At 41.6% G+C, this 25,950-nt stretch carries 25 protein-coding genes; 15 read left to right on the top strand and 10 right to left on the bottom strand.

Annotation, left to right across the window (positions count from 1 at the left end):
* Window positions 1-10 precede the first annotated feature (10 nt).
* The 6 genes from EGN73_RS18010 to EGN73_RS17985 all read left to right on the top strand — a co-directional run bounded on the left by EGN73_RS18010 (window position 11) and on the right by EGN73_RS17985 (window position 5,693).
* Window positions 11-730: a glycosyltransferase family 2 protein gene (locus EGN73_RS18010; RefSeq protein ID WP_246611654.1), complete on the top strand. Its 720-nt coding sequence runs from the start codon at window positions 11-13 to the stop codon at window positions 728-730.
* 66 nt (window positions 731-796) lie between these two features.
* On the top strand, window positions 797-1,897 hold the full coding sequence (locus tag EGN73_RS18005) for a Gfo/Idh/MocA family protein (RefSeq protein WP_219292971.1): 1,101 nt from the start codon (window positions 797-799) through the stop codon (window positions 1,895-1,897).
* A gap of 10 nt (window positions 1,898-1,907) precedes the next feature.
* Window positions 1,908-2,798, top strand: coding sequence for a hypothetical protein (locus EGN73_RS18000; protein ID WP_219292969.1), 891 nt, complete (start codon window positions 1,908-1,910; stop codon window positions 2,796-2,798).
* 17 nt (window positions 2,799-2,815) lie between these two features.
* Entirely contained in the window at window positions 2,816-4,132 is a 1,317-nt protein-coding gene (locus tag EGN73_RS17995) for an MptA/MptB family glycosyltransferase (RefSeq protein ID WP_343207136.1), read from the top strand.
* Complete coding sequence (locus EGN73_RS17990; RefSeq protein WP_219292967.1) at window positions 4,122-4,850, top strand: hypothetical protein; 729 nt, start codon at window positions 4,122-4,124, stop codon at window positions 4,848-4,850. Before EGN73_RS17995 ends, EGN73_RS17990 begins: the two co-directional genes overlap by 11 nt.
* Window positions 4,851-4,964: 114 nt before the next feature.
* Window positions 4,965-5,693 carry a DUF6503 family protein gene (locus EGN73_RS17985; protein WP_219292965.1) on the top strand — a complete coding sequence of 243 codons (729 nt, stop codon included), beginning with the start codon at window positions 4,965-4,967 and terminating at the stop codon, window positions 5,691-5,693.
* Window positions 5,694-5,705: 12 nt separating this feature from the next.
* Here the strand turns inward: EGN73_RS17985 and EGN73_RS17980 are convergent, their stop codons facing one another.
* Window positions 5,706-6,806 carry a hypothetical protein gene (locus tag EGN73_RS17980; RefSeq protein ID WP_219292963.1) on the bottom strand — a complete coding sequence of 367 codons (1,101 nt, stop codon included), beginning with the start codon at window positions 6,804-6,806 and terminating at the stop codon, window positions 5,706-5,708.
* 312 nt (window positions 6,807-7,118) lie between these two features.
* Here EGN73_RS17980 and EGN73_RS17975 point away from each other — a divergent pair, with 312 nt between their 5' ends.
* The 5 genes from EGN73_RS17975 to egtD all read left to right on the top strand — a co-directional run bounded on the left by EGN73_RS17975 (window position 7,119) and on the right by egtD (window position 11,728).
* Window positions 7,119-7,607 carry a DUF2062 domain-containing protein gene (locus EGN73_RS17975; RefSeq protein WP_219292961.1) on the top strand — a complete coding sequence of 163 codons (489 nt, stop codon included), beginning with the start codon at window positions 7,119-7,121 and terminating at the stop codon, window positions 7,605-7,607.
* 233 nt (window positions 7,608-7,840) lie between these two features.
* Entirely contained in the window at window positions 7,841-8,122 is a 282-nt protein-coding gene (locus EGN73_RS17970; protein WP_219292959.1) for a DUF427 domain-containing protein, read from the top strand.
* A 42-nt stretch (window positions 8,123-8,164) separates the two neighbouring features.
* Window positions 8,165-9,649: a BCCT family transporter gene (locus EGN73_RS17965; protein WP_219292957.1), complete on the top strand. Its 1,485-nt coding sequence runs from the start codon at window positions 8,165-8,167 to the stop codon at window positions 9,647-9,649.
* On the top strand, window positions 9,646-10,800 hold the full coding sequence (egtB, locus tag EGN73_RS17960; protein ID WP_219292955.1) for an ergothioneine biosynthesis protein EgtB: 1,155 nt from the start codon (window positions 9,646-9,648) through the stop codon (window positions 10,798-10,800). The genes EGN73_RS17965 and egtB overlap by 4 nt, the downstream gene beginning before the upstream one ends.
* A 1-nt stretch (window position 10,801) precedes the next feature.
* Entirely contained in the window at window positions 10,802-11,728 is a 927-nt protein-coding gene (gene egtD / locus EGN73_RS17955; protein ID WP_219292953.1) for an L-histidine N(alpha)-methyltransferase, read from the top strand.
* A gap of 52 nt (window positions 11,729-11,780) precedes the next feature.
* Here egtD and EGN73_RS17950 read toward each other — a convergent pair whose 3' ends face one another.
* A complete protein-coding gene (locus EGN73_RS17950; RefSeq protein ID WP_219292951.1) occupies window positions 11,781-12,059 on the bottom strand; it encodes a hypothetical protein in 279 nt (92 codons plus the stop codon).
* 260 nt (window positions 12,060-12,319) lie between these two features.
* On the opposite strand from EGN73_RS17950, the gene EGN73_RS17945 reads away from it, so the two are divergent.
* On the top strand, window positions 12,320-13,729 hold the full coding sequence (locus EGN73_RS17945; protein WP_219292949.1) for a Gfo/Idh/MocA family protein: 1,410 nt from the start codon (window positions 12,320-12,322) through the stop codon (window positions 13,727-13,729).
* Between the two features lie 527 nt (window positions 13,730-14,256).
* Here the strand turns inward: EGN73_RS17945 and EGN73_RS17940 are convergent.
* From EGN73_RS17940 to EGN73_RS17920, 5 genes are read right to left on the bottom strand one after another with little or no spacing between them, the layout of a single operon-like run.
* On the bottom strand, window positions 14,257-14,715 hold the full coding sequence (locus EGN73_RS17940) for a DUF4268 domain-containing protein (protein ID WP_219292947.1): 459 nt from the start codon (window positions 14,713-14,715) through the stop codon (window positions 14,257-14,259).
* Window positions 14,716-15,579: a ChaN family lipoprotein gene (locus tag EGN73_RS17935; RefSeq protein ID WP_219292945.1), complete on the bottom strand. Its 864-nt coding sequence runs from the start codon at window positions 15,577-15,579 to the stop codon at window positions 14,716-14,718.
* Entirely contained in the window at window positions 15,572-15,937 is a 366-nt protein-coding gene (folB, locus tag EGN73_RS17930; protein WP_219292943.1) for a dihydroneopterin aldolase, read from the bottom strand. The genes EGN73_RS17935 and folB overlap by 8 nt, the downstream gene beginning before the upstream one ends.
* Complete coding sequence (locus tag EGN73_RS17925; RefSeq protein WP_219292941.1) at window positions 15,937-16,839, bottom strand: DivIVA domain-containing protein; 903 nt, start codon at window positions 16,837-16,839, stop codon at window positions 15,937-15,939. The genes folB and EGN73_RS17925 overlap by 1 nt, the downstream gene beginning before the upstream one ends.
* A 5-nt stretch (window positions 16,840-16,844) precedes the next feature.
* Entirely contained in the window at window positions 16,845-17,753 is a 909-nt protein-coding gene (locus tag EGN73_RS17920; protein ID WP_219292939.1) for a WD40 repeat domain-containing protein, read from the bottom strand.
* A 38-nt stretch (window positions 17,754-17,791) separates the two neighbouring features.
* Here EGN73_RS17920 and EGN73_RS17915 point away from each other — a divergent pair, with 38 nt between their 5' ends.
* Window positions 17,792-18,421, top strand: a complete 630-nt coding sequence (locus EGN73_RS17915) for a 4'-phosphopantetheinyl transferase family protein (RefSeq protein WP_219292937.1) — start codon at window positions 17,792-17,794, stop codon at window positions 18,419-18,421.
* A 45-nt stretch (window positions 18,422-18,466) separates the two neighbouring features.
* Window positions 18,467-19,054, top strand: coding sequence for a redoxin domain-containing protein (locus EGN73_RS17910; protein ID WP_219292935.1), 588 nt, complete (start codon window positions 18,467-18,469; stop codon window positions 19,052-19,054).
* A 7-nt stretch (window positions 19,055-19,061) separates the two neighbouring features.
* Here the strand turns inward: EGN73_RS17910 and EGN73_RS17905 are convergent, their stop codons facing one another.
* The 3 genes from EGN73_RS17905 to EGN73_RS17895 form a co-directional block, all read right to left on the bottom strand.
* The gene (locus EGN73_RS17905; protein WP_219292933.1) at window positions 19,062-19,913 is read right to left on the bottom strand and encodes a transglutaminase-like domain-containing protein; all 852 of its coding nucleotides are present in this window, start codon (window positions 19,911-19,913) and stop codon (window positions 19,062-19,064) included.
* Between the two features lie 117 nt (window positions 19,914-20,030).
* Window positions 20,031-21,659 carry an acyl-CoA carboxylase subunit beta gene (locus EGN73_RS17900; protein WP_219292931.1) on the bottom strand — a complete coding sequence of 543 codons (1,629 nt, stop codon included), beginning with the start codon at window positions 21,657-21,659 and terminating at the stop codon, window positions 20,031-20,033.
* Between the two features lie 335 nt (window positions 21,660-21,994).
* Complete coding sequence (locus EGN73_RS17895; RefSeq protein ID WP_219292929.1) at window positions 21,995-22,795, bottom strand: N-acetylmuramoyl-L-alanine amidase family protein; 801 nt, start codon at window positions 22,793-22,795, stop codon at window positions 21,995-21,997.
* A gap of 110 nt (window positions 22,796-22,905) precedes the next feature.
* Between EGN73_RS17895 and EGN73_RS17890 the strand changes: the two genes are divergently transcribed.
* On the top strand, window positions 22,906-25,638 hold the full coding sequence (locus EGN73_RS17890) for a putative LPS assembly protein LptD (RefSeq protein WP_425515036.1): 2,733 nt from the start codon (window positions 22,906-22,908) through the stop codon (window positions 25,636-25,638).
* Window positions 25,639-25,950 lie beyond the last annotated feature (312 nt).

Raw genomic sequence — 25,950 nt, 5'->3', positions numbered from 1 at the left:
CCCTTTTTTGATGCAAAATAACTCCAGTATACAAGGGGATAAGCGCATGCCCATCGTGGATGTGCTTATCCCTGCTTTTAATGAGGAAAATTCGGTTGGCAAAGTCATAAATGACATTCCTCCTCTGGTGAGAAATATCGTGGTGGTCAACAACAACTCCAATGACAACACGGTGAAAGTTGCTCAATCTGCTGGAGCCATAGTATTGGACGAAGCTCAGAGAGGATATGGCAGGGCTTGTCTTACCGGAATGGAGTACATTGCTAACTTGGAAGTACAACCTGACATACTCGTTTTTTTGGATGCTGATTACAGTGATTTTCCCGAACAGCTTACCTTGCTCATTGCACCCATTTTAGAGCATGACATGGATATGGTGATAGGTTCCAGGGCAAAGGGTAATAAAGAAAAGGGCTCTATGACTCCTCCTCAGGTTTTTGGCAATTGGCTGTCTACAAGGTTGATGAGGTGGATTTACAAAACAGATTACACAGATTTGGGGCCATTCCGTGCGGTAAAGTGGGGGAAGTTAAAATCCTTAGGCATGGTGGATCAAACTTATGGCTGGACCATAGAAATGCAGATCAAAGCAGCCAAAGCGGGATGGAAAACTACCGAAGTTCCGGTGGATTATAGAAAAAGAATTGGAGTATCTAAGGTCAGTGGTACAGTCGAAGGGGTTTTTGGAGCGGGATATAAAATTCTCTGGACCATCTGGAAGTACAGGTAATTCAGAGGATTGTTTTGAGGAGGAGCTTGTGTTATTTATTTTTGGACTCCAATAGACCCAATTTACATGAACCTATACACCAAATTGCTTTCATTTTTGCTCTTTTTTGTCCTGCATTTTCAAGTAATAGCACAGACCAAGTTTGTAATGGCGGGCCTTACCCATGGTCACTCGCACTGGATTTTTCAACCTTCATTTCAGGGTGATTTTGAATTGGTTGGGGTTTTTGAACCTAATACGGAGGTAGCCAGACAATTTCAGGAAAGATATGGATTGGAGGAGAGCCTGTTTTTTGAGGGCTTGGAAAGTATGCTGAATGAAACCAATCCGGAGGGAGTGCTGGCCTTTGGCCCAATTTCCCAGCATATCGAGATTGTCCGTGCAGCAGCTCCAAGGGGAATTCATGTGATGGTAGAGAAGCCCCTGGCCTACAGCAGAGAAGAAGCTGAGGAAATGGAGCAGCTTGCCAAAAAACATGAAATTCACCTGCTTACCAATTATGAGACTTCATGGTATCCCAGCACGGATGCCTTGATCCATAAAGGCAAAACAGAAGAAGATCAATTTGGAAGGGTAAGAAAGGCAGTGTTTCATCATGGACATAGGGGACCAAAAGAAATTGGTGTGGGAAAGGAGTTTTTGGATTGGTTGACTGATCCGGAGCAAAACGGTGCGGGTGCATTGGTGGATTTTGGCTGTTATGGGGCCAACATCATGACGCTCCTCATGGATGGAAAACTTCCTCAATCCGTGACTGCTATTACCCAGACACACAAGCCAGATGTTTATTCTCATGTAGAAGATGAGGCGACTATTCTTCTGGCTTATGAAGGTGCTCAGGCCATTATTCAGGCTTCTTGGAATTGGCCTTTTGATAGAAAGGACATGGATGTGTATTTCGAAAAGGGATACATCCGGGCTCCTGAAAAGGAAAGGATTGATATGAGGTTTGGAAATCAAAAGGAAGAAATGGTACAGTTTCTGGATAAAAAACAGACCGGAACGTACGAAAATCCATTTCAGTATTTCGCGGAGGTCATCAGGGGCCAAATCAATTTGCCTCCTTATGGGTTGTATACTTTGGAAAACAATGTCATCGTATCCAAAATCCTCGATGCGGCCATTGAATCAGCCAAGACCGGCCAAACAGTACACTTGACACCTTAACTTAACTGACATGTTGAAAAAACTCATTTTTGGTATAGCCTTTTTGTCTGTTGTATTTTCATGCAGCCAGCCTCAAAGAGAAGATGTAGATTTCGAAGCTTGGGGAAGATATTGGTTTCAGGGAAAAGCAGAAATCAGCAGTTTTGACCTTACCCAGTACCGCTATGGGGAAGCTAGAGAAGGGGAGGCAGTATTGGTTTTTGTAACGGAGGATTTTTCACGTAGCAATCAGGTCAAACTGGATAACCCGGATCAAGCAGGGAGAGACAAGCAGTCTGTGATCAAAATGAATCAGACTAGGGATTTTGTGACAGGGATTTATCCTTATCACATGATGCTGTCCGCTTTTACCCCTACCAAGGAACAGTCTAATGGTGTCAAATTTACCATGTCCTCACAGGAATGGTGTGGGCAATCTTTCGTGCAGCTCAATCTGAAAAGTGGGGACAGTTATTCAGGCAAAATTTTCTCTTATTTCGAAAAAGAAGGAGATGACAGTTTTTCTTTCAGCGGGCTTTCTGAAGATGACCTTTGGAACCTCATCCGGATCAATCCCAATCAGATTCCTACCGGAAGTGTCTCCATGATGCCCTCCTTATTTTATCAAAGATTTACCCATAAGGGCTTTGAAGCGCAAGAGGCCTTTGTGAGGGTGAGGGACATCAGCAACAACAGGAGTCAGGTAGAAGTGACCTACAGCAATGGCAACCGAGTACTTAAAGTTGACTTTGAGAAAGAATTTCCATATCAGATCATGGCCTGGGAAGAGGAAGATACCCGCTCTGACGGAAGTAAGGAAGTGACCAAAGCTTCACGAAAAGGTCTGAAAGTAGTGGATTATTGGACAAGAAATAAAGTGGAGGATGAGTTTCTAAGAAAGGAGCTCAATCTTAAAAATTAAGCAGTATAACCCCTGTGGTGAAAAAAATCTTACTCCTACTCGTACATGCCGTGGCTTTTCTGGCTATGGCTTATTTCTTGGAGAGGAGGGATTTTTGGTGGCAGTTGGGTTTGTATGCCATTTTGTTTGGGACGTATTATGTAGCCTTTTTTAGAGAAAAGTTGACACTCAGGCTCTGGGAAGGTATTCTTGCTGCTGCTATCTTGAGATTGCTGTTTTTATTTTCCATACCGGTACTGTCGGATGATTTTTACAGGTTTGTATTTGATGGTCAGCTGCTGTATCATGGAGTCAACCCCTACCTTCATCTTCCTGTGGAATCCGCTGAGTTGTTTGGATTTGGAGAAAGTGCCTATTGGCAATCCTTGCTAAAAGGTATGAATTCACCTGAGTATTACTCAGTATACCCTCCATTGCATCAGTTTGTATTTTGGATTTCAGCTTTAGCTGGGGAAAACCTCCTTGCGAATGTAATCCTTCTGAGGTTTGTCATTTTGGGATTTGAAGCGATTACTTTTTTTCTTCTGTTCCAGATTATACATTTGAAGAATTTACCGCTTAATTTTCTATGGTTATATGCTTTCAATCCATTGGTCATATTAGAATTGAGTGGCAACCTGCACTTTGAAGGCATGGTGTTGGCTTTTCTTCTTCTTGCAGTGTACAGTTGGGAGAGAAGCAGGTCAAAGCAGTCGGGTTTGGCCTGGTCCTTGGCTTCAGGTTTGAAGCTTACCCCACTGATTTTGGGTCCTTTGTGGTTAAGATCCTGGTCTGGTATAAATTTGCGGACTTTTCTGATTTTTGCAGGTGTGGGGACAGTGTTTTTTCTAAGCCCTCTTTTTTTCGGGAATTCATTTTCCGGATTTTGGAGCAGTTTTCAATTGTACCAAAATAGTTTCGAATTCAATGCATCCTTTTATTACCTGATAAGAGAGATTTGGTCAGGGTTTGTTGGATACAATCCAATTATTTATCTGGTTCCGATTCTTAGTGCTGTGACCCTTTTTGGGATATTGCTTTTTGCCTATTTGTGGAAAGTGGGTTCGCTTCAGCAACTGGTGCAAGGTGGGGTTTGGATTTACCTCATTTACTTATTGCTTCAGCCGGTAGTACATCCTTGGTACCTTATTCCTGCTTTTGGTCTCAGTGTATTGATAAGAGATAGGATTTTTCTGGCATGGACTGCCGTGGTTTTCTTGTCGTACAGTGCTTATCAGACCATTCCGGTAAAGGAAAATTTTGTTTTAATATTTTTGGAGTACGGAGTAGTGATTTTCTTCCTATTTTCGTCCCTTGCTAGTAAAGCATACAAAGTAAAGGTCCATGAACATTAAGTATTACTTTCTCATTATTTCAATTTGCCTTCTAAGCTCCTGTTCTTCGAGGGACAAGCAGGCCGTTTCTATCATAGAAAAATCCATAGAGGCTCATGGTGGTCAGCTAGCTTGGGAAGAATTGCAGTCGATTTCTATGGTCAGGGAGATTTGGCTCTTTGACGAGTCAGGAGAACTGGAAACCAACTCCGTCCAAGAAAATGAGTTTCGCATCAAACCTTATCTTGAGGCTAAAATGAGTTGGGAGAAAGATGGTATTTCCCATAGAGTGGTCTTTGATGGGCAGAAAACCCAATATTGGATGGGTAGCAATGATATCCAAAATGAGGGGTTTTTAGCTGCTAAAAAGCGGGATATAGATGCCGCATATTACGTTTTGACCAAGCCTTTTGACCTTCTTGAAAAGGAAAAACACCTTACTTATGAAGGGAAAAATGAACTTCCCGGAGGTTTGGTGATGGAAACTGTCAAAGTCATTGACGGGGACCCAAGTGATCCGGATGTGGACGTATGGTGGTACTATTTCCATCCAAAGAGTTTTGAGATTTTTGCTTATAAAGTAAAAACAGCTGATCATTACAGCCTTGTGTACAACCATGCCTGGGATAGAAGCTTGGGTGTTTTGATGCCCGCACAAAGAGAGAGTTTCAGGGTGGATTCTGCTGGAAATCACTTATACCGCAGGGCCCTGTATGCTTATGGTATGTATAAAAAGTAGATATTGACCGTCCGGTTTTTCTGCCCTAAATTGAAGAAAGCAGGTATGACTAAAACCTTTAAATTTGCTTTCTGATTTGAAGCAATGTAATCCATCCCAATTAACCTTAAATATATGCGGATTTTAATGTGCCTGTCTATTGTTCTTTTCTTGTTGTCCTGCGAGCAAAGTTCAGAGGCAGAAAAAGTAATAGACAGGGCTATTGAAGCTCATGGTGGCAAGCGTTTCGAGAAGGCAAAGATCAGCTTCACATTTAGAGAAAGGGAGTATGGGATATTCAAGTCGCCTGATTTTTTCGAGTATACAAGAGAGTTTACTGATTCTACTGGTAGGGTAAAGGATGTGCTCAACAATGCCGGATTTACAAGGACAGTGGACGGAATCCCCGTGGAACTGGAGGATAAATGGATCCGTGCTTATTCCAATTCGGTCAATTCAGTAGCTTATTTTGCTTTTCTGCCTTACGGTCTCAATGATCCTGCGGTTTACAAAGAATACCTTGGTGAAACAGAAATTTCAGGTCAAGGATATCATGTGGTAAAAGTGACCTTTTCAGAAGATGGGGGAGGAGAAGATTTTGAAGATGAATTTTTGTATTGGATCAATCAGGACTCTTACCTGATCGATTATTTGGCTTATTCTTATCTGACAGAGGGTGGAGGGGTCCGGTTCCGAAAAGCAGGCAATAGACACGAAATAGAAGGTCTGGTATTGCAGGATTATGAAAACTACAAGCCTGTTAACAAAGAAACTTCTCTTGAGGGGTTGGAGGAATTGTTTGTCCAAGGTGAGTTGGAGTTGCTTTCAGAGATTGTCCTGGAAGACTTGAGGGTAGAGTATTGAGCATTCAAGGATTCAGCCCTTTTGGTCTTTACTGATAATTCTGTAGAGTTCCATGATTTCCTCTTCTATGGTTTCTCTTTCTTTCAGGTTTTTCTCCAATTTCTTTTTCAGTGATTTCATCTGGTAATTCTTGAGGGTGAGGATTCTATAAAAAAATCCTGCAAAAAAGAGTCCCTGCCTTGCTTTCATTAATAATCCTCTGAGTTTGTACCCTCTGGCAAGTTGGGAAAGCCGGGCTACTTTGATGATTCGCATGGTCCTGACAAAGGCAATAAACGGCAAAAGAATGATCAGGAGGTCTATCCAGTTTTTTTGCACGTAATCAATTTTTTCCCTGCTAAGGGATACCATCAAGATAAACTCAAATGCAAAAGCCAGCCAGATGAAAGCTTGGGCAAGATCCAATACAAAGGAGAGGTCGGTATTTAAGTATGCCTCTACTTCTTCATAAAATTTCCATTCTATCACCAATACAGGGATGATCAACAAAGCGATAACAATCATAGGGATGGAAAATTTTTCTTTAAGATGTCTCAACATCCCTTCGTTTCTGTAAGACCATCCCAAAAAAGGGATCCATTGAAAATCCGGATCGTACAGGTGTCTTGCCCCCATTCTGACCGGAGGGAAAAGAAGCGATTGTATCCTTCCGAGAAATACGCCTTTGTCTACTTTTTGAGGACTTTTTTTCCTGAGAAAATTCATGACAAAAAACTCCAGCATAAAAATTCCCCAGCCTGCCAGATAGATCCATGCAACTTTACTTTGAAAAATGGCCACGGAGATGTTTTCCCCTTCGTGGGCTAATAAGTTGATTAATGCCGCTGCGAGAACCAGCATCAGCAAACCCAGGCCATACATGATCGGTGTCATGAAGTTTTCATACTTGGCCAAGTGCGTAGACTTTGGTGGGCACTGGTTTTTCAGGATACGCATGTCTCGGGGAGCAGTATCTTCCAAGAGCATGGGAAAAGCTTCGGTAATTTTCGCCATATCCTTCAAAGCGGAGTCTCTTTCGAGTATTTTTTCCAGCTGAAAAAGAATGTATGGGTTGCTACAGTTCCTGACTTTTTCAGCCAAAAGGTTTGGCGCTATTTGACTTTCTTTTTCCATTTTTGATGGTTGTTCTTAAAAATCATTCATTATCATACGCTTCTTTACCAGTAGCCTCAATTTCTGATACAAATGGGTGTTCCAAACCAATATCTATAAGTATCTAATTTCAATAAATATCGATTTAACCTGAAAATCCAAGCTTAATTTCATTAGTGGCAAAGTCCCGTATATACATAAAATCATTTATGTTCAATCAAATGGCAAATTATAAAAAAGTCCAGACACCACTCAAAAAATCAGGAATTGTAGGGTATTTGGAATCAATTTGGCTTAATTGAAGGTTCCCATAAAGAAGCGAGTATAAAGCAGATGAATTTCCGGAAGTTTAGAAAAAAAATAAAGTATTTTTTAAAACAGGGTCTGAGTCCAAAAGACCTGGCCCTCTGTCTTGCGCTCACTGTTTACATCAGTATTTTTCCGGTATTGGGTACGACTACGGCATTGTTGGTTTTGGCCATGGTAAAATTAAAGCTGAACCTGCCTTTAGCCATGAGTGTAAGTTACCTGCTCACTCCGGTGCAATTGGTGGGGATTATCCCCTTTATCAGGATTGGCGAATTTATGGTAGGGGCAAAACCTTACCCTATTGATTTGGATCAACTCAATACTACATTTTCTTCAGGGATTTTGGAGTTGATTACGGAGTTTTCCAGCAGGCTGGCGATGGGAGTAATTGGCTGGTTTATAGTGGCTACTCCATTGTGCCTAGGCTTGTATTTGCTGTTTTTCCAAGCGGCACGATGGAAACAATTGGGAAGAATAAAAAGTACTGTGGAGGATTATGAGGGGAGTGGGTAAACAGCAAAACCACTGATGGAATCAATGCAGGCAAAGTTTAATGTTGTATATTAAGAATCAATGTCGTTTAGATAAGACTACAAGTTGAATTTAAACTTTTCCAAAGTAGGGTTAACAGTAAAAACAAACATTGTTTACAAATCAGAACTTTGGAAAAGTTACCCTAAACATAAATGACATTGTATTAAGAATACAAAATTCGAGCTGTTGTCAATTTTAAAAGAAAAATAATCATGAAAGCAATCTGGAACAATCAAGTCATCGCAGAAAGTGATAAAACCATACAAATAGAAGGAAATCATTATTTTCCTCATGATAAGATTTACAGGAATTTCTTCAGGAAATCTGACACCCATACTACCTGCCCTTGGAAAGGGGAGGCATCCTACTACCACATTGAAGTAAATGCGGAATTGAATAAAGATGCTGCCTGGTACTATCCCAATACCAAGCCTGCCGCCAAAGAAATTGAGAATTTTGTGGCATTTTGGCGTGGGGTGGAAGTGAAGCCTTGATTTTATCAAATTGGCAATCTAGATGCTCGGGAACCCTTACTTATGATTTTTGCTCCTGTCAAAAACCCCAAAAAATCCACTTTAATACCTGTTGGAATTTTTTGCGTACTTTTTTTGGTATTGGCATTTTTATTTCCAGAAAATTCAAAAAATGTTTTAAACCATTCCTCTTCTTTTCTTCTGGGTAAATTTGGCTTTTACTACCTGCTGTTAGGCTTTCTTTCGGTTGTGCTGTTGTTGTTTTTGGCATTTTCATCTGGGGGAAAAATGAGCTTGGGTGAATCCAAGCCTGCTTTCAGTTGGTTCTCTTGGATAGCCATGCTCTACAGTACAGGAATGGGCGCGGGACTATTGCTCAGGGCAGTTCAGGAACCGGTATACTACTTTCAAAACCCGCCCAGATCCTCTCTTCTAAGTTCAGGAGATTTTGCCCTTCAGTACACGTTTTTCCATTGGGGGCTGACTCCATGGGCATTCTATGGGACTTTTGGGCTGATCATGGCATTCGTGATGTACCACAAAGGAGCAAAGGCATTGGCTTCATCTCTTTTACCAAGACCTGTTCAATCCAGTGTTTTAGGGATATTGATGAATTTATTGACCATTATCTGTACCTTATTGGGAGTCGTGGCTGCTTTGGGTCTTGGATCCCGGCAGTTGCTCGAAGCTATAGGGTATTTGCTAGGCATGGAAACCCACTCCCTTCAAGCCCTTTTGGTAGTGATGTTAGTGACTGGAATTGCCACCGCTTCGGCACTTCTGGGCATGCGTAAAGGTATCCGTAACCTGTCCAATTTCAACCTTGGTTTGGCAACATTTCTATTGCTTTTCCTGATTTCTTTTGGTTGGAAAAACGGGATTGGATCTGGCTTTTTGACTGTACTGGGAACATACCTGTATGAATTCATACCCATGTCCCTCAATCTGGGCAGATTCAAAGTCAGTGCAGGTTTTTTAGAAGAATGGACCTATTTCTACTGGGCTTTTTGGCTGGCTTGGGCACCTTTTACTGGAGTTTTTATAGCCAGGATTTCGAAGGGGAGGAGTATCCGGGAATTTATTCTCGCTGTCTTGGTCATACCGGCATTGGGCACATTTGTTTGGTTTACTGTATTTGGCCAAAGTGCTTTTCAGCTATTAGAATCCGGGCAGCTTGAAGCCACGGATTTGGATTCGATTTACACAGGTATTTTTATTTTCTTAGGTTATTTCCCGATTCCTATACTGACAAAATTGGTTGGCTTGATTTTGGTCTTTACATTTCTGATTACATCGGTAGATTCGGCCATTTACGTTTTGGGGATGTTCAGTGACGAAGGAAATGTCAGTCCAGGAAAAACCTATCGTGTATTTTGGGGTTTGATGATAGGACTCATTACGATAGGATTGATGCTGATAGGCAAAGAGGCTCTTTTAGAGTCAGTTTCCCAATTGCTGATAGTGTTTGCTTTTCCTTTTAGCCTGATGTTTTTGGGAATGGCGGTGTATTTTGTTAGATTATTATTTTCGGAACGACCAATAAAATGAGCAACAAGAAAGTACTTCAAGAGCAGTTTTTCCAAACCAGAAAAAGATCAGAAGAAATCTGCGCTCCTTTGGAGATAGAGGATTATGTTCCCCAACCCATGGTGGATGTTTCCCCACCCAAGTGGCACCTGGGGCACACTACCTGGTTTTTTGAGGCTTTTGTTTTGGAACCTTACTCGAAAGGATATCGGCTCTATCACGATGATTTTGCTTATCTGTTCAATAGCTACTACAACAATGCAGGAGAAAGGGTGCTCCGGCCGAACAGAGGTCTCATGAGCAGGCCTCCGGTCAGAGAAGTGATGGCTTACAGGGCATATGTGACCGGACAGATGCTGGATTTTTTGGGCAAAAATCCAGACCAAGAGGTGTTGGATGTCATAGAAATCGGTATCAACCACGAGCAGCAGCATCAGGAACTTTTGGTCTATGATATCAAATATATACTCGGGAATCAGCCAATATTTCCTGTATATGGAAAAGGATTTTCCTTAAGCCAAGAAGAAAAAAGAGGATTTGTGAAAGTGGGAGGAGGCTTGTATAAGATTGGAGCAGAGGGAGAGGGCTTTTGTTATGACAATGAACTTGGGCAACATGAGGTATTGATCCGGCCATTTGAAATTGCTGTAAACCTGGTTACCAACGGAGAGTTTTTGGAATTTATGGAAGCAGGAGGATACAAGGATTTCAACTATTGGTTGTCAGAAGGCTGGGATTATATAAATAAGGAGAACATTACTGCGCCCTTATACTGGCATAAGCACAAAGGAGAATGGTACTCATACACCTTGGAGGGTTTTGAAATGCTGGACTTATCCTTGCCCGTACAGCATGTGAGTTTTTACGAAGCTTATGCTTATGCAGAATGGAAGGGGATGCGCTTGCCGACCGAATTTGAATGGGAAGCAGCAGCGGATAAGCTCAACTGGGGACAACTCTGGGAGTGGACTTACAGCGCCTATTTGCCTTACCCGGGCTTTGAAAAAGCACCCGGTGCTCTTGGAGAGTACAATGGTAAGTTTATGAGTAATCAGAATGTACTCCGTGGTGCTTCGGTGGCTACCCCAAAAGGGCATAGCCGTAAAACTTACCGTAATTTCTTTCATGCCTCCTGCAGATGGCATTTTTCAGGTTTTAGATTAATTAAATGATATGGATAATTTTTTGAAAGATGTAATTCAAGGACTTCAGAAGTCTCAAAAATCCCTTCCTTCCAAGTATTTCTATGATGAAGAGGGAAGTAGAATTTTTCAGAAAATCATGGCATTGGAGGAATATTACCTTCCAGAATGCGAAGTGGAGATCCTTCGGGAAAGTTCAGCTGATATACTCAAAGAGCTTCCTTTTTCTGACTTGGATATCATTGAATTGGGAGCTGGTGATGGTACCAAAACAGTGATATTGTTGGAGGAGGCAAAGCTTAAGTTTTATAAGCTTACTTACCTACCTATGGACATCTCTCCTGAGATCCTCGAAGTGAACAAGGAATTGGTACAAAAACAGATTCCAGATTTAGAAGTGGAACCTGTAGCTGGAGATTATCTTCATACTTTGCATTTGCTTAAGGAAAGAACCAATCCCCGATTGGTTTTATTTATGGGAAGTAACATCGGTAATTTCCCTAATGGCAAAGCCTTGGAGTTTATTCAGTTTGTCAATGATTTTCTCAGGCCTGGTGATTTTTTTCTGATGGGAGTAGACCTTAAGAAAAACCCCCATGTGATCCGTGCAGCTTATAACGACAGAGAAGGTGTTACCAAACAGTTTAACTTGAATCTTCTGAACAGGATCAACAGGGAACTGAATGCTGATTTTAATATTGAGGCCTTTGAGCATTATGGGGTTTACAATCCTCTTACCGGATCTGCTTTGAGTTTTTTGGTAAGTCTTGAGGAACAAAAAGTAAAAATCGGTGAAATGGAAATCAGCTTTGATAAATATGAAACTATTCATACGGAAATTTCCCAAAAGTACAGCCTCAAAGAACTGGATAAAATTGCCTCCCAGACCGGTTTTTCCTGGGACCGTCATTTTACGGATAGGAGGGGATATTTCAGTTTGAGTTTGATGAGGAAGTAATTGAAATCTAGTACTTTGGGAGTATTTTTTAATTGGACACTGGCATACTTTTTTAATAAAGATTGACCTCTCCTTTTTTTGCGTTATTCAGGACTTTAAGTATTTCAGATTTATTCTGGATATTGATATTTTTTAAAATGGTAGGCATCCAAGAATAAGTAAAGCTAATTCCAATAATGACGTTTTCTATTTTAATTTCATCGCCAGGCAAATTTTTAAAATATTGCAAATAATATGGATAGCTTATAAAAAAACTCTTGATCTCCGGCTTAAGAGTATCAGCAACTTTGATTAATCTATTTATTATGTCTTCATTTCTCTGATTATTCATAAATAATTTGAATAGCATTAAAATTCTAATTTAGCATAAATTATTTTTTTAATAGGAATATCTTACTTTTTAACGTTTTACTGGCTTAGCGCTATAATTAGGGGCTGTCTTTCTAGAATTGCATAGGAATGGATCAAGTAACAAGCTTTTTTTGACTTTTATCATCCATAATTTAGCAGAAGTTTTGACTCATGTTTTTATCTTCTATCTTCATTCCATATTTCAATAGACCCAAATCTAAAATCTTATTTTCCACATCCATGAGCAACAATAGAAGAGACTTTATCAAATTGGCAGGACTAGGGCTAGTAGGATCTGCCATCCCTCAGTTTTCCAAAGCGGAATCCCCTGCGCAGTTACTTAATTTGAGCCAAAAGCGACACGAGCAACTTTTCAATATGTGTGGCTTTGCTGCTCCCAAACTGGAGACAGTGCGGGTAGGAGTAATCGGTCTTGGGCAAAGAGGCCCGGGAGCAGTGGACCGTTTGAGCAAGATCGAAGGGGTGGAAATCAAAGCTTTGTGTGACCTGATACCGGAGCGGGTGGACAAAATCAAAGAAAAGCTCAAAGGAACAAAACACAATCCTGAATCTTATTCTGGATCGGTCTATGCCTGGAAAAAAATGGTGGATAGAAATGACCTGGATCTGATCTACATTGTCACACCTTGGGATTGGCATACCCCTATGGCTGTTTACGCCATGGAAAACGGCAAACATGCGGCCGTTGAGGTGCCTGCTGCCAAGACCCTTGAGGAATGCTGGCAATTGGTAGAAACTTCAGAGCGTACCAAGAAGCATTGCATGATGTTAGAAAACTGCTGCTATGACTTTTTTGAGTTGATGACCCTGAGCATGGCCAGAGATGGGTTTTTTGGAGAAATCATCCATACAGAGGGAGCCTATATTCACGACCTGCTATGGCTCAATTTCATGAAAGAAAGTGATGGAGGATATCAGGACATGTGGAGGCTGAAGGAGAATTACCGGGATGGAAACCTCTACGCTACGCATGGGCTTGGTCCGGTCTGTCAGATCTTGGATATCAATAGAGGAGATCAGATGGATTACCTGACTTCGCTTTCCAGTGCGGATTTCCATATGGCAGAAAAAGCCCGCGAACTTGCAGAAGAAGATAATTTCTTTGGTTCCTTTGCGGAGAAGCTGTACGGAGGTAATATGAATACCACCATCATCAAGACCAAAAAGGGGCGCTCGATGATGATCCAACACGATGTCACTTCCCCAAGGCCTTATTCCAGGCTGCATGCCATCAGTGGGACAAAGGCTTTTGCACAAAAGTATCCTGTGCAAAAGATTTCCAAGGAACATAGCTGGCTGAAAGAAGATGAGGTGAAAGCCATAGAGGAAAAATATACTCCTGAAATTGTACTGAAGGTCGGGGAACTGGCCAAACAAATTGGTGGACATGGAGGCATGGATTTTATGATGGATTGGAGGTTGATAGATTGCCTGCGCAATGGATTGCCTTTGGATCAGGATGTGTATGATGCTGCCTTGTGGTCTGCTATTTCCCCTTTGAGCGAATGGTCAGTTGCCCATAGGTCCAATTCCATTGATGTGCCTGATTTTACAGGCGGAAGCTGGAAAAAGAACAAACCTGTTGAAATTACCTTGAAAGGTGGAGGGTCGACAATGGTGATTGTTTAATATGTATATCCGCAATTACACCACTAGCCAATTTAAATAAGTGCCTAGATCAATCAGATACTATTAGATATTGGATATTCATAGATATTGGCTAGAAATCATAGGTTTGTTCCATTATTTAGGTTCTACTGGTAATTAAGCGGCTAATCATGTTGTATAATGACCTTTGGTTTTTTTTCAAACCTCGAAGGTCCCAAAATGGGAATTTATAGTTCTCGCGGCGGTCGCAAGGATAACGCAGCGGTCACAACGAAGTAAAACATGAATTAAAAGTAAAACCCACGTTGCGATCATTGCGAATTTCTTTGCGATCATTGCGTGAAAAAATCGCAGAATCTTCGGTACCGTACTTACGGTGTCAAAAGTGAGCGACCACCTGACCTTTGGGGTTTTGAAAACCTCAAAGGTCTTTTTTTACAACCACGGATATTCACAGATAAAGCGTCGTTTTTCTGGAAATGGGGAATGACAGTTTTGTAAGGTTTAATAAGTTCAACCCCTTTTTGGTGAAGCGACCCAAAAGGACCTCAAAGATCCTCAAAGGCAGGTTTGATATTGGACCAGAAAGCATCCAATGCAATAATCCTGGGCTTGAGAAAACTGATGATGGCAGGCCAGTCATTCTTGTCCATTACATTGACTTTGTTCAACACTGTCTGAATCCGGGAAACCACATTTCCCGATTCATCAAAAGCATGAAGCTCCCAGTCCCACTCCTCTTGCTGTTCAGCTTCGAGGAGCCTTTTGAACTCCTGAAACTGACCAAAAACGAGTTCCTGCATTTCTTCATCCTTGTGATTCAATTCTATTCCTATAGAAGCAAATCCCCGTTCTGCTTTCATTCTGAAAAATATCTGTCTTACTCCTGTCTTATAATTTTGCCAATTGACTTTCAGCCCATCTGCATTTGGGACAGGCTTCATATACTGCCCAAAAGCAGTCCAAAAATCCTTTCTGATTTTGGCTGTTTCGGCTCTGGAATACATTTAATAGCTTTTGGGACTGTCAGATGGGAGCACTAGGATGAAATCTGCTGTCTTGGAGGTTTTTTCATCAATGCTAGATAAATCATCTTGCTCCACGGTATTGATGGTGATGATTTTTGTTTCCGGAAATGCCTGCTTGACATACCAGACTATACCTTCATAATTATTGGAATGATAGGAACCGTTGATATGAAGAATGCGATTGCCTTCCCCGATAAATTCAAAAAGAGAAAATGCCATGGTCGCATCCTTAAGTGCCTGCGCATCTATCATATAATCCACATTCATGGATGATCCATGCATCATTTCTTTCATTCCTGCATATCCGGGAAGCTCCCGGTCTACTGTGATAGGTAGGGGCGGAAAGTACTTTTTCGCTTCCAGACTCAACGAATCTAAAGCCCCAAGTCCTTCTCTACTGACCAAAGAGGCATATTTTCTGGGTACATTTGTAGCCACAAAAGGAATATTATGCTTCTTGGCATAACCCATTAAAGGCTTATAATCGGTGTGGTAATTGTTCCAAAGCTTGGCTTCAGCTTCGAAGTTTTTGTCTGTGATTTTCCCTGCAAAATACTCTTCGATGTTCAGCTGATCATCACGCTCAAAAAACTCTCCTGCTAACACCACAGGCGATTCTTCAGAATGAAGGGATTTTAAGACCTGTAATTGTAGCCAATGGGCTATGCTGTTGTTGTGCAATTCTCCAAAAAATATCAATTCATGATTGCCCGCTTCGGAAACCAGATTTTCAAAAGTAACTTCCTTACCTTCCTTATCAAATATTTTGAAAGCCTGCACTTGGCTTATTGCCGGAAATGCAAAAATGCAAATCGCCAAAGTGGTATAAATTCTCTTAAGCATAATCTTCGGGATAATTAACAGTGACTACTGAATAGTTGACCACCCCGCCTAAGGCCGGGTTGTGTTTTTTGATCACTATGGTAATGCTTGACAGTTCAGGATAGACTTTCAGAATATCCTCAATCATTAGGTGGGCAAGGTGTTCGAGAAGTTTTACAGGTTCCAGCATGTGGGATTTGGCGATTTTGTAAAGCTTGCCATAGTCTACAGTGGCTTTGAGCTCGTCGTCCAGCATGGCTTTTTTAAAGTCAGTTTCCACGTGAATGTCCACGGTAAACCTGTTGCCCAACTTTGTTTCCTCCTTAAATACACCATGATAGGCGTGAAACTCAATTCCTTCGAGTGATACTTTACCCATTAGTCCAGCTGGTCAAAAAACGATCCTCCTTTGTTTTCCTCTTTTTTTGGTTTTTCCTCTTCTTGGGAAGGTTCTTTGGCAACTACTTCTACCTGTACCTCCTTTTCTTTCACTTCTTCATCAGGAACTTCCGCTTTTACCGGTTCCGCTTCAATTTCTTCTGTGACCTCATCGGGAGTGTCTACTGCTGCTTGGGGAGTAGGGATTTCTTCTGGTGCTGCTTGGGCCACTGTAGTTTCGATAGGCTTTTCTTCTATTTTCTCCTCATTTTTGACTTCAAATTTCGGAGAGGATTTCTGAACCTCAGCAATCTGGGCCATGGAAAAAGCATTTGATTTGCTCAGCTTTTCTACCATCTGGGCATGGACGTCAACATTTATTTTTTTGAAGGCTTCCTGAGATACGGAAATGTTATCATTGATGTCCTCTGCCAAAGCTTTGAGGTTTCTCAGAACCATATCTCTTTGTGCCAATAGGGAAGAATAATCTTCCACCAGGCCTTTGACATCTGACCTCAGGTCATCCATCATTTGTTTGCCTTTTTCTTCAGCGCTTTCGATAAGATTTTGAGCCTGTCTTTGAGCATCTTGTACCATGGTTTCAGCATTCTGATGTGCCTCTGACATGATTTCTTCAGAGGATTTGGTGGCCTCTTCTATCATGGCGGCACCTGTGTCTTCAGCTGTTTTGAGGGTCCTGAAAAGTGACTCTTCTACTTCTTTGAGTTTAGTCGCTTCTTTTTCAGAGGCTGCCAGTTTTCTGGTTAGTTCTTCATTTTCCTTAAGCAGGGTTTCAAATTCCGCACTTAAAAACTTCAGAAAGTCGGTGACTTCATCTTTGTCATAACCACGGAAGTTTTTTTCAAAGGATTTGTCGCGGATTTCTATAGGTGTGATTTTCATGGTGTTTAAAGTTGAAGGTCCCAGATTGATATTTTGCGGTCATCACTGACCGATACAATTTGATGGTTGTATGTACTCCAAAGCACTTTATTGATGGATGTCCCATGTCCTGCATAACGTGCTTTGTCGATTACTTTTAAGAGTTTGAAATTTTCGGCATCCCATACTTTGATGGACTTGTCCATGCTGCAGGTTACAAAATACTTGCCATCTTCCCGGAAGCTGAGGTAATTGATGGCAAACATGTGGGCCACGATGGATTCCTGAAGAGAATAGGCGGTGGTGTCCCAGATGTTGAGGTAAGCATCCCTGCCTCCACTTACCAGAATAGGTTTATGAGGAGCATATCCCAACGCAAAAACCGAGTTGTTATGCGCCTCAAGGTTGTGTATGGGATTATGGTCCAGCAGGTTGAATATCTTGATTGAATTGTCGCTCAGACCTACTGCAATCTGTCTTTTGGTAGGATCAATAGACAGGACACGTACGCTTTTCTTACTTATTTTGATATGTTTTTTTACGGACTTGTTTTCTATGTCGATGATGATGATTACACCATCTCCGGTACCTACATAGAGTTCGTTTCCTATGGCTTTGATATCAAATATGGATTGGTCAGTCACTTTGATAGACCAGAGTTCCTTGCTGTTTTCCAAGTCTATGACATGGATTCCTTCAAAATTGTGACCTACGAAAAGCAGGTTGCGCTCTTTGTCTACTTCCAATGCATATACAGAGTGGGCGACTTTGGCCATAAGCTTTCCATCCTTAGGATTGTCCATGTCCCATTCTACCACCATGCCGTCTCCTGAAGCAGTATAAAAAAATCGTGGATCCGGCCCCTCTACCAAGGCATAGATACAATCGTTGTGACCAGTTAATGTATGGAGTTTATTGACTTGGATTTTTATCATATATTGCGTGAATTAGCAAACCAACCCGCGAGGGGCCTATGCAAACAAAAATAGAAAAAATTAGTCCTTTATCAGCTTTAGCTCTAAATATTATTGAAGAGGTACCCGAATCAGCGGTTGATTTTTTGAGCTTTAGAGAGAGGCTTTCGTATGCAAATATTTCCAGACCCGATAAAAGGGTGGAATGGATTGCCGCCAGAATCGCCATCAACAAGGCTTTGGATTGTATTTCACTTCCATACCCTGGATTTTTTAAGGACGAAAACGGCAAGTCCCATCCTATGGATGGTTACGGATATGTCTCGCTTAGCCATACCAAAGGCATAGCAGCGGCCATTTTTCATAAAGAAATGCCTGTGGGAATTGATCTGGATTATATCAGGGAAAAAGTAGTGCGTTTGGGCCCGAAATTTTTGGATCATTCAGAGATGGATTTTCTTAATAATTGCCCTGAGTTGTACACAACAGCATGGTCAGCAAAGGAATCAATTTTTAAATGTCAGGGGAAAAGAGGGGTTAGCCTAAAGAATAATATTATCCTGGAGGAATTTTCCAAAGAAGACAAAGTGATCAAAGGCAGGATATATGGTTCGGAGTATTCTGATCACCATTATACGGTAAAAGTGGAGAAAGAAAAAGATGTCATTATGACGTATACAATTTGGTAGGTTCTTTGCTATATTTCCGAAACACCCGATGAATATTTCTGAGAGATGAAAAAATCAATGATCTTATTGCTGGCTTTCATTCTGTCTTTTCAAACAGCAAATGCACAAAGAATTGAGAGTTTTACCCTGAAAGACATTCTTACAGGGAAAGAATTTGAACTGTCTTCTTTTTCTGATAAAAAGGCAGTAGTCATCATATTCAGTAATATGAACTGTCCATTTTCAAAGCTGTATGAAGAAAGGATAGCACAACTTTCAGATACTTTTTCCAGAGAGGGGTTTCAGTTTGCTATGGTCAACCCGCATTTTGAAGCGGAAGAAGGAGAGTCCAAAAATGACCACGAAGAAAGGGTGAAATCAAGAGGATTTAAATTTCCTGTATTGGATGATTCTGATCAAGTGGTCACCAGAATGCTTGCTGCGAGCAAACTTCCTGAGGTCGTGGTCGTGACACCATCCCAGACCGGGTTTTCTATTGCATACAAAGGAGCTATTGACAACAATCCCCAAGTCGCTGCCAATGCTAATGTCCGGTATCTGGAGAATGCCTTGAATGCTATTATGAACCGCAGGAATCCAAGCCCTTCGTCAAGCCGTGCAGTAGGTTGTAATATCAGACTTAAATCCCGTTGATCAATTTCTATTCCTCCTCGAGAATCTGAAGCAATTCATTTACCTCATCCACTTTTTCCAATTCTCCCAGCTTTTCAAAGGCTACGATCAGGTTGCGCATGGATCGGATCAAAATATCTTTGTGGGTACAAGGCTGGAAAAATGCATCTCTTGATTCTATTTTCAAGTGTTCGAGATAGTTGTTGATGTCCTGCTTGCTGAAAATCAGCCCTTTATTGAACGCGTTAATGTAAAAGGAAGCTTCTTTTGTTTTGTAGGTAAGTACAAAAAGATTCGGCAGGTTGACCCCATATATGGGAAGTCCCAGTTTCTGCGCTACTAAGAGATAAATGGAGCAAAGACTGATCGGATTCCCTTTTTTGGTTTCCAGTACGCTATTTATCATAGAGTTGGCCGGAGAGTGAAAATTTTTTGTATTGGCAGAAAATCTCAATTGGTTGAAAAGTATGCTGTTGATGATTCTAACCTGTTCATAAGGCATAAGGTCATTTTTGAAGGATGTCCATACTTCAAAGTAAATCTGATGCATGTCTGCATTGAGTTTGTCAAACTCAAGGTCGGGATATTGGTAGGTGTTGAGTATCCATAGCCCGGTGAGCAGGTCCTGATCTTCACTTTTTTTCCAATCCATCAACCTTTGCTTAAGCTGTGCAAACTGCAGACTGTGCACCAGTTCTTCTATTTCTTTCTGTATGTCAGGATTGAAGCTTTCCTCCCATTTTTTTTCCAGAAAAGGGATGACTTCATAGCCAATAGAAGCCAATCTTTCCCGGACATGAGATTTTACTTCCTGATCAGAATCATCCAGAAGCGATACCAGTGCGTGCAGTTCTTTGTCTGTAAGTTTATCCTTGCCCATGTTTCTTTATCAAGATAAAAATAATAGTTGTCAATAAAAACAGCAGGTGCGGAGTGTTTGATTCCAGAAAGAAATCAAAAAAGGCTTTGCAGGTTGATTTGCAAAGCCTTATGTTTTTTAGGTCTGTATGACACCCACATTGAATTTTTCTGTGATGGGGGAGTGGTTGGCAGCTTCGATACCCATGCTGATGACTTTTCTGGTTTCAACAGGATCAATGACTCCATCCACCCAGAGCCTTGCAGCAGCATAGTATGGACTCAGCTCTTCGTTATATTTGTCTGTGATTTCTTTCAGCAATTGTGCCTCATCTTCTGGAGTGATTTCCTTGCCGGCTTTTTTCAGAGATGCAACTTTGATCTGAAGCAGGGTTTTGGCGGCTGAAGCTCCGCTCATCACGGCCATCTGTGCAGTAGGCCAGGAATAAATCAGTCTTGGGTCATAAGCTTTTCCGCACATGGCATAATTGCCCGCTCCGTAAGAGTTGCCCAGAATGATGGTGAATTTTGGTACCACCGAATTGGCCATGGCATTGACCATTTTGGCCCCGTCTTTGATAATGCCTCCATGTTCTGCTTTTGATCCTACCATAAACCCGCTCACGTCCTGTAAGAAAACCAATGGGATTTTTCTCTGGTTGCAGTTCATGATAAATCTGGCTGCTTTGTCTGCGGAATCCGAGTATATTACCCCGCCCATCTGCATTTCGCCTTTTTTGGTTTTAACGATTTTCCTTTGATTGGCAATGATCCCTACCGCCCAACCATCAATTCTTGCCGTACCGCAAAGTAAGGTTTTGCCATAATCTTTTTTGTATTCATCAAAATCCCCTTCGTCCACCAAATGTTTTATGATCTCAAGCATGTCATAAGGTTTGACCCTGTCAGATGGGAATGTACCGTAAATGTCTTCGGGCTTGAGCTTAGGAAGCTTGGGTTCAGACCTGTCAAACCCTGCCTTTTCGCTCTGACCTATTTTGTCAAATATATTTCTGATGGCGTCAAGGCAGTCTTGGTCTGTTTCGTATTTATTGTCTGTTACTCCAGATATCTCACAATGGGTAGTGGCTCCACCTAGAGTTTCATTGTCTACATTTTCTCCAATGGCAGCCCTGACCAGGTAGGAGCCTGCCAGGAAAATAGAGCCTGTTTTATCCACTATCAGTGCCTCGTCCGACATGATGGGAAGGTATGCTCCCCCTGCCACACAGCTGCCCATGATGGCAGCGACCTGTACGATTCCCATTGCCGACATTTTGGCATTGTTGCGGAATTGACGGCCAAAGTGTTCTTTGTCCGGGAAAATTTCATTCTGCTTAGGCAAAAATACCCCAGCACTGTCTACCAAATAGATGACAGGGAGCCTGTTTTCCATGGCGATTTCCTGTGCACGTAGGTTTTTTTTGGCAGTCATGGGAAACCATGCGCCCGCTTTGACGGTGGCGTCATTGGCCACTATCATGCACATTCTGCCTTTTACGTATCCTATGCCTGTCACTACCCCTGCTGAAGGACAGCCTCCTTCTTCCGCATACATGCCATCGGCTGCCAAGGCTCCGATTTCCAAAAAATGGGAATCCGCATCGGTGAGGTAATCGATTCTTTCCCTTGCGGTAAGTTTGCCTTTCTCATGTTCTTTTTCTATCCTGGATTTTCCTCCGCCAAGTTTTACGGTGTCCAGTTTTTTCTTCAGTTGAAAAAGTAATTGTTTGTTCTGGTCTTCATTCTTATTGAATTCGATATCCATAAAGTATTTTGGGTTTAGTTTTTCAGAAGGCTAAAATAACTTCTTTTAAGACTAAGTATCAAATATGGAAGAAGGTTAATGTATTAAATCTTATATGCATATCCGCTATTGCACCACATGCCAAATTAAATGAGGGCTTAGATTAACCCGATACTAATCCATATTAGATATTCATGGATAACTTGTCCCGGTTTATCGGGGTTAGCTTGAAATCATAAGTATATGCCACTCTAAAGGTTCTACTGGTAAGAAAGCGGATAATCATGAAATCTTAACCGATACAGCGATGTAGTTTTAGTAAAGGTACCTTTTTCAATGTTCCGTTTTTAAAACAATTACATTTCGTCCAATTCTTCCTTGTAGGCTTTGATTGCCCTGTAAATGGCCGAGGCAAGGTAAGTTTGTCCCTCTGAGCTTTTTAGGAACCTTTCCTCATTGATATTCGAAATGAAGCCTAATTCTACGAGCACAGAAGGCATGTAGGTGGTCCAAAGCACATATAGGGGTGCCTGCTTCACACCTCTGCTGTGTCTGTTGACCCTGGTGCGGAAGTCATCCTCTACCTTGGCTGCCAAGGATATGCTATTGGACATGTAGGCTTTTTGGGTCAGGTTGAACATCATATAGGACTCGGGAGAACTGGGGTCAAAACCTTCGTAATTTTCCTCATAATTGTCCTCAAGGAGAATTACTGCATTCTCTCTTTTTACAATGTCGAAGTTGGCTTCAAAGTTTTTGGTACCCATTACAAAGGTCTCCGTACCATACGCAGATCTGTTGCTTGCTGCGTTACAATGAATGGAAATAAAAAGGTCTGCTTTGTTCCTATTTGCAATGTTGGCTCTTTCCCTAAGTTCCAAAAAAGTATCTGTTTTCCGGGTGTAAATCACTTCTACACCGGGGAGGAGTTCCTCCACATACTTCCCTACCTGTAAGGCTACAGTCAGGGCTATATCTTTTTCTTTGGAAGATGAGCCTAGGGCTCCGGGATCCTTTCCTCCATGGCCTGCATCTATGACAATTCTCTTGATACTGGCTTTCGGGGTTTTGTTCTCTGCCGTAGAAAAACCGGCAAAGAAAAGGGCGAATGTTAAAAATGGGATAATGAGAATATTTTTGACTCTGAATCGTTTCATGCGTAATGAATCCTATTAACTTTGCTCGGGCAAAATTTATACATTTTTAATTAAATTTGAATCAATTAGTGCGGAATTACTGGTTTTATTTGCTTGGCATGATTCTCGTCATGGCATTGCCAGAGTCTGGGTATTCCCAGCAGAGAGATCCGGAGCAAAGGCTTACCGCACCTGATACTGTCCTTAATCCCAATGCCCTGCAGTTTCCTGACATGGATACTTTGATGGATTCCCTCCACGTATCATTGAGTGATTCCATCCCTGAACTTGATGGAAAAGATCCCAAAGAGCCTCAAGGTGACATTCAGACCACTATCAATTATTACGCCGAAGATAGTATCATTACGGATTTCAGACAAAATAAAGTTTATCTCTATAATGACGCTTGGTTTGAATACGGAAATATCCGCCTTGATGCCGACCTGATCATTATTGACTGGGATAAAAGTGAACTTTTCGCTTCAGGGATTACAGATTCCACTGGTAACATCACAGGCAACCCGATTTTTAAGGAAGGTCAGACTACTTATGAAATCCGTAAGGAAATGCGGTACAATTTCAAAAGTCAGAAAGCCATTATCAAAGATGTAGTGACAGAGCAGCAGGATGGACTGCTCCGCGGGCAAACCATCAAAAAAGATCAGGATGGTAGTATTTATATGGATAAAGGCTACTATACGACCTGTAATCTTGCCGAACCCCACTGGCATATCAATGCCGCCAAAATCAAATCCATCAGAGGTAAGCAGGTAGTCACTGGGCCATTTAACCTGTACTTCAACAATATCCCCACTCCTGCAGGATTGCCTTTTGGCATTATTCCCGATACTCCGGATGAAAAAGCGTCGGGGATAGTTTTTCCTTCTTATGGACAGGAACAAGTGAGGGGATTTTTCCTCAGAAATTTCGGATACTATTTCGCTTTCAATGACTACATACACACTCGGGTTACCGGAGATATTTACACCCAGGGTGGTTATGGAGCCAAGGCGGCCTCTGTATATAAAAAGAGATACCGCTATAATGGAGCCTTCAATATCGATTACCAACGTTTTCAGAGCCCTGAGACAGAGCTTCCTGAAAGGGCCCAAGATTACAATACCATCTGGGTCAACTGGAACCATGCACCGGAAACCAGAGGGACCTCCCGTTTTTCGGCTTCTGTCAATGCAGGTACGACCAATTACAACAATGTGGTAATCAATCCGGCAAGTTTTGCCAACAACGTCAATTCAGAATTTTCTTCCAATGTCTCATACAGCAAAACTTTTGCTGGCACTCCTTTTTCCATGTCTGCCAATTTGAGGCATTCCCAGAACATACAAACAGAAGAAGTTAATCTGATATTGCCTGATATTGCTGTCAATATGAACAGGCAAAACCCCTTTGCAAATGTGCGCTTTGAGCCTCTGAAGACCTTGAACATTGCCTGGAACTTCAACATGCAGAACTCCATCAATAACAGGATTACACCTGCTTTTGGGGTTCCAAACCAAGCATTACAGCAGGCTCAGGGCAACCTTGATATTCCTGAACAGAATGTGTTGGATTTTACTTTTCGAAATCTTCCTCAATTGCTTCGTGAAGCTGATAATGGAGCAAGAAATACCATACCTATCACTTCCAATTTCACCTTATTCAAATATTTCACTGGTACGGCTTCAGTGAATTACACAGAATTGTGGTACATGGAAAGGATCAATTTCTTTTACAATCCAGTAGAAAATAGGGTAGATAGGATTTTGGAAAGTGGGTTCAACAGGGTCAACTTTTACAATACTTCCTTTGCGATGAATACCAACGTTTACGGTTTTTACAACTTCAAAAGGAGTAAAAAAATAGAAGCGATAAGACACCACATGCAGCCCTCATTTGGGTTCAATTTTACACCTGATTTTTCAGATCCTTCTTTTGGACTGTATCAGATGGTCCAGGTAGATGAACAAGGAAGGACACAGTTATTTTCCAGACATCAGGGTTTCCTGTTTGGAGGAGCACCACTTGGTGAACAACGGGCCCTAAGCATCAACATACGAAATGTAGTGGAAGCAAAGCTCAAAGCAAAGGATGACGATGATGAAGGGAAAACAAGAAAAATACCTTTGCTCCAGTCATTAAATATTTCTACCAACTATAATTTTGCGGCGGATTCGTTTAACCTTTCGCCGATCAACTTCAATACACGTACTTCGTTTTTTGAAAACAAACTTTCCCTCAACTTGTCAGGCAATCTTGATCCTTATGCCACAAGGACAACCAACAACCTCCAGACCGGACAGGAAGTTACCAGAAGGATCAATCAGTTTGCCTGGACATCAGGTCAAGGTATAGGTACATTGAGGTCAGCTCAAATGAACATCAATGGCAACATCAATCCTTCGGGTCAAAAGACACCGGGCGAAATGAGGGAAGATATGACCAATGATTTTTTGCAGCAGGGAGGACAGATGAACGAATTTGTGGAAGAAGAAATCAACCGTGTTGTCAATGATCCTTCGCGCTACATCGATTGGGATATTCCCTGGAATCTGGGGTTTGGGTACAACATCGCCTACAACAGAAGGCAGGATGGGCAGGTAAATATCACTTCTGCCTTAAATATCAATGGAAATGTGAGTATTTCAGAAAAATGGAAAATTAACTTTTCGGGAGGGTATGATTTTATGACTCAGCAGATCACACAGACCATGCTAGGCATTGACAGGGATCTGCATTGCTGGCAGATGGGAGTCAACTGGATACCATTTGGCCGATTTACATCTTATAATGTGGACATCAGGGTCAAGTCTTCCATTCTTCAAGATCTGAAAGTCAGTAGGAGAAGGTCGTTCTTTGATAGGTAGAGAGGGCGATTTAAGAATTTCGGCTTAGATAAAGAATTTTTTAACTGAAATAAAGTAGAAATAAGATTGAAATAAAGCGGATGCGAGAGACGAGAAGTCAGATTTTACTTTAGGAATTCAATCCCCGATGTTTGTTGCTTAATAATCTCGAATAATGAATGATGAATGATGAATCAAGAAGTTCGGGAAGCGGGAAATTAGGTGCAAGATCGGCTTGGGATGAAATGGAAGGAATGATTACCAAACAGCCTCGTAAATCGATCTTCGTAAATCGTAAATCCTCAAGATGCCTGATAATGTCCGGAAAGCTGG

Origin of the sequence: Arthrospiribacter ruber (assembly GCF_019343195.1) — a bacterium.
In the GTDB taxonomy this organism is placed as follows: domain Bacteria; phylum Bacteroidota; class Bacteroidia; order Cytophagales; family Cyclobacteriaceae; genus Arthrospiribacter; species Arthrospiribacter ruber.
This window is presented reverse-complemented; position numbering and strand designations above follow the sequence as displayed.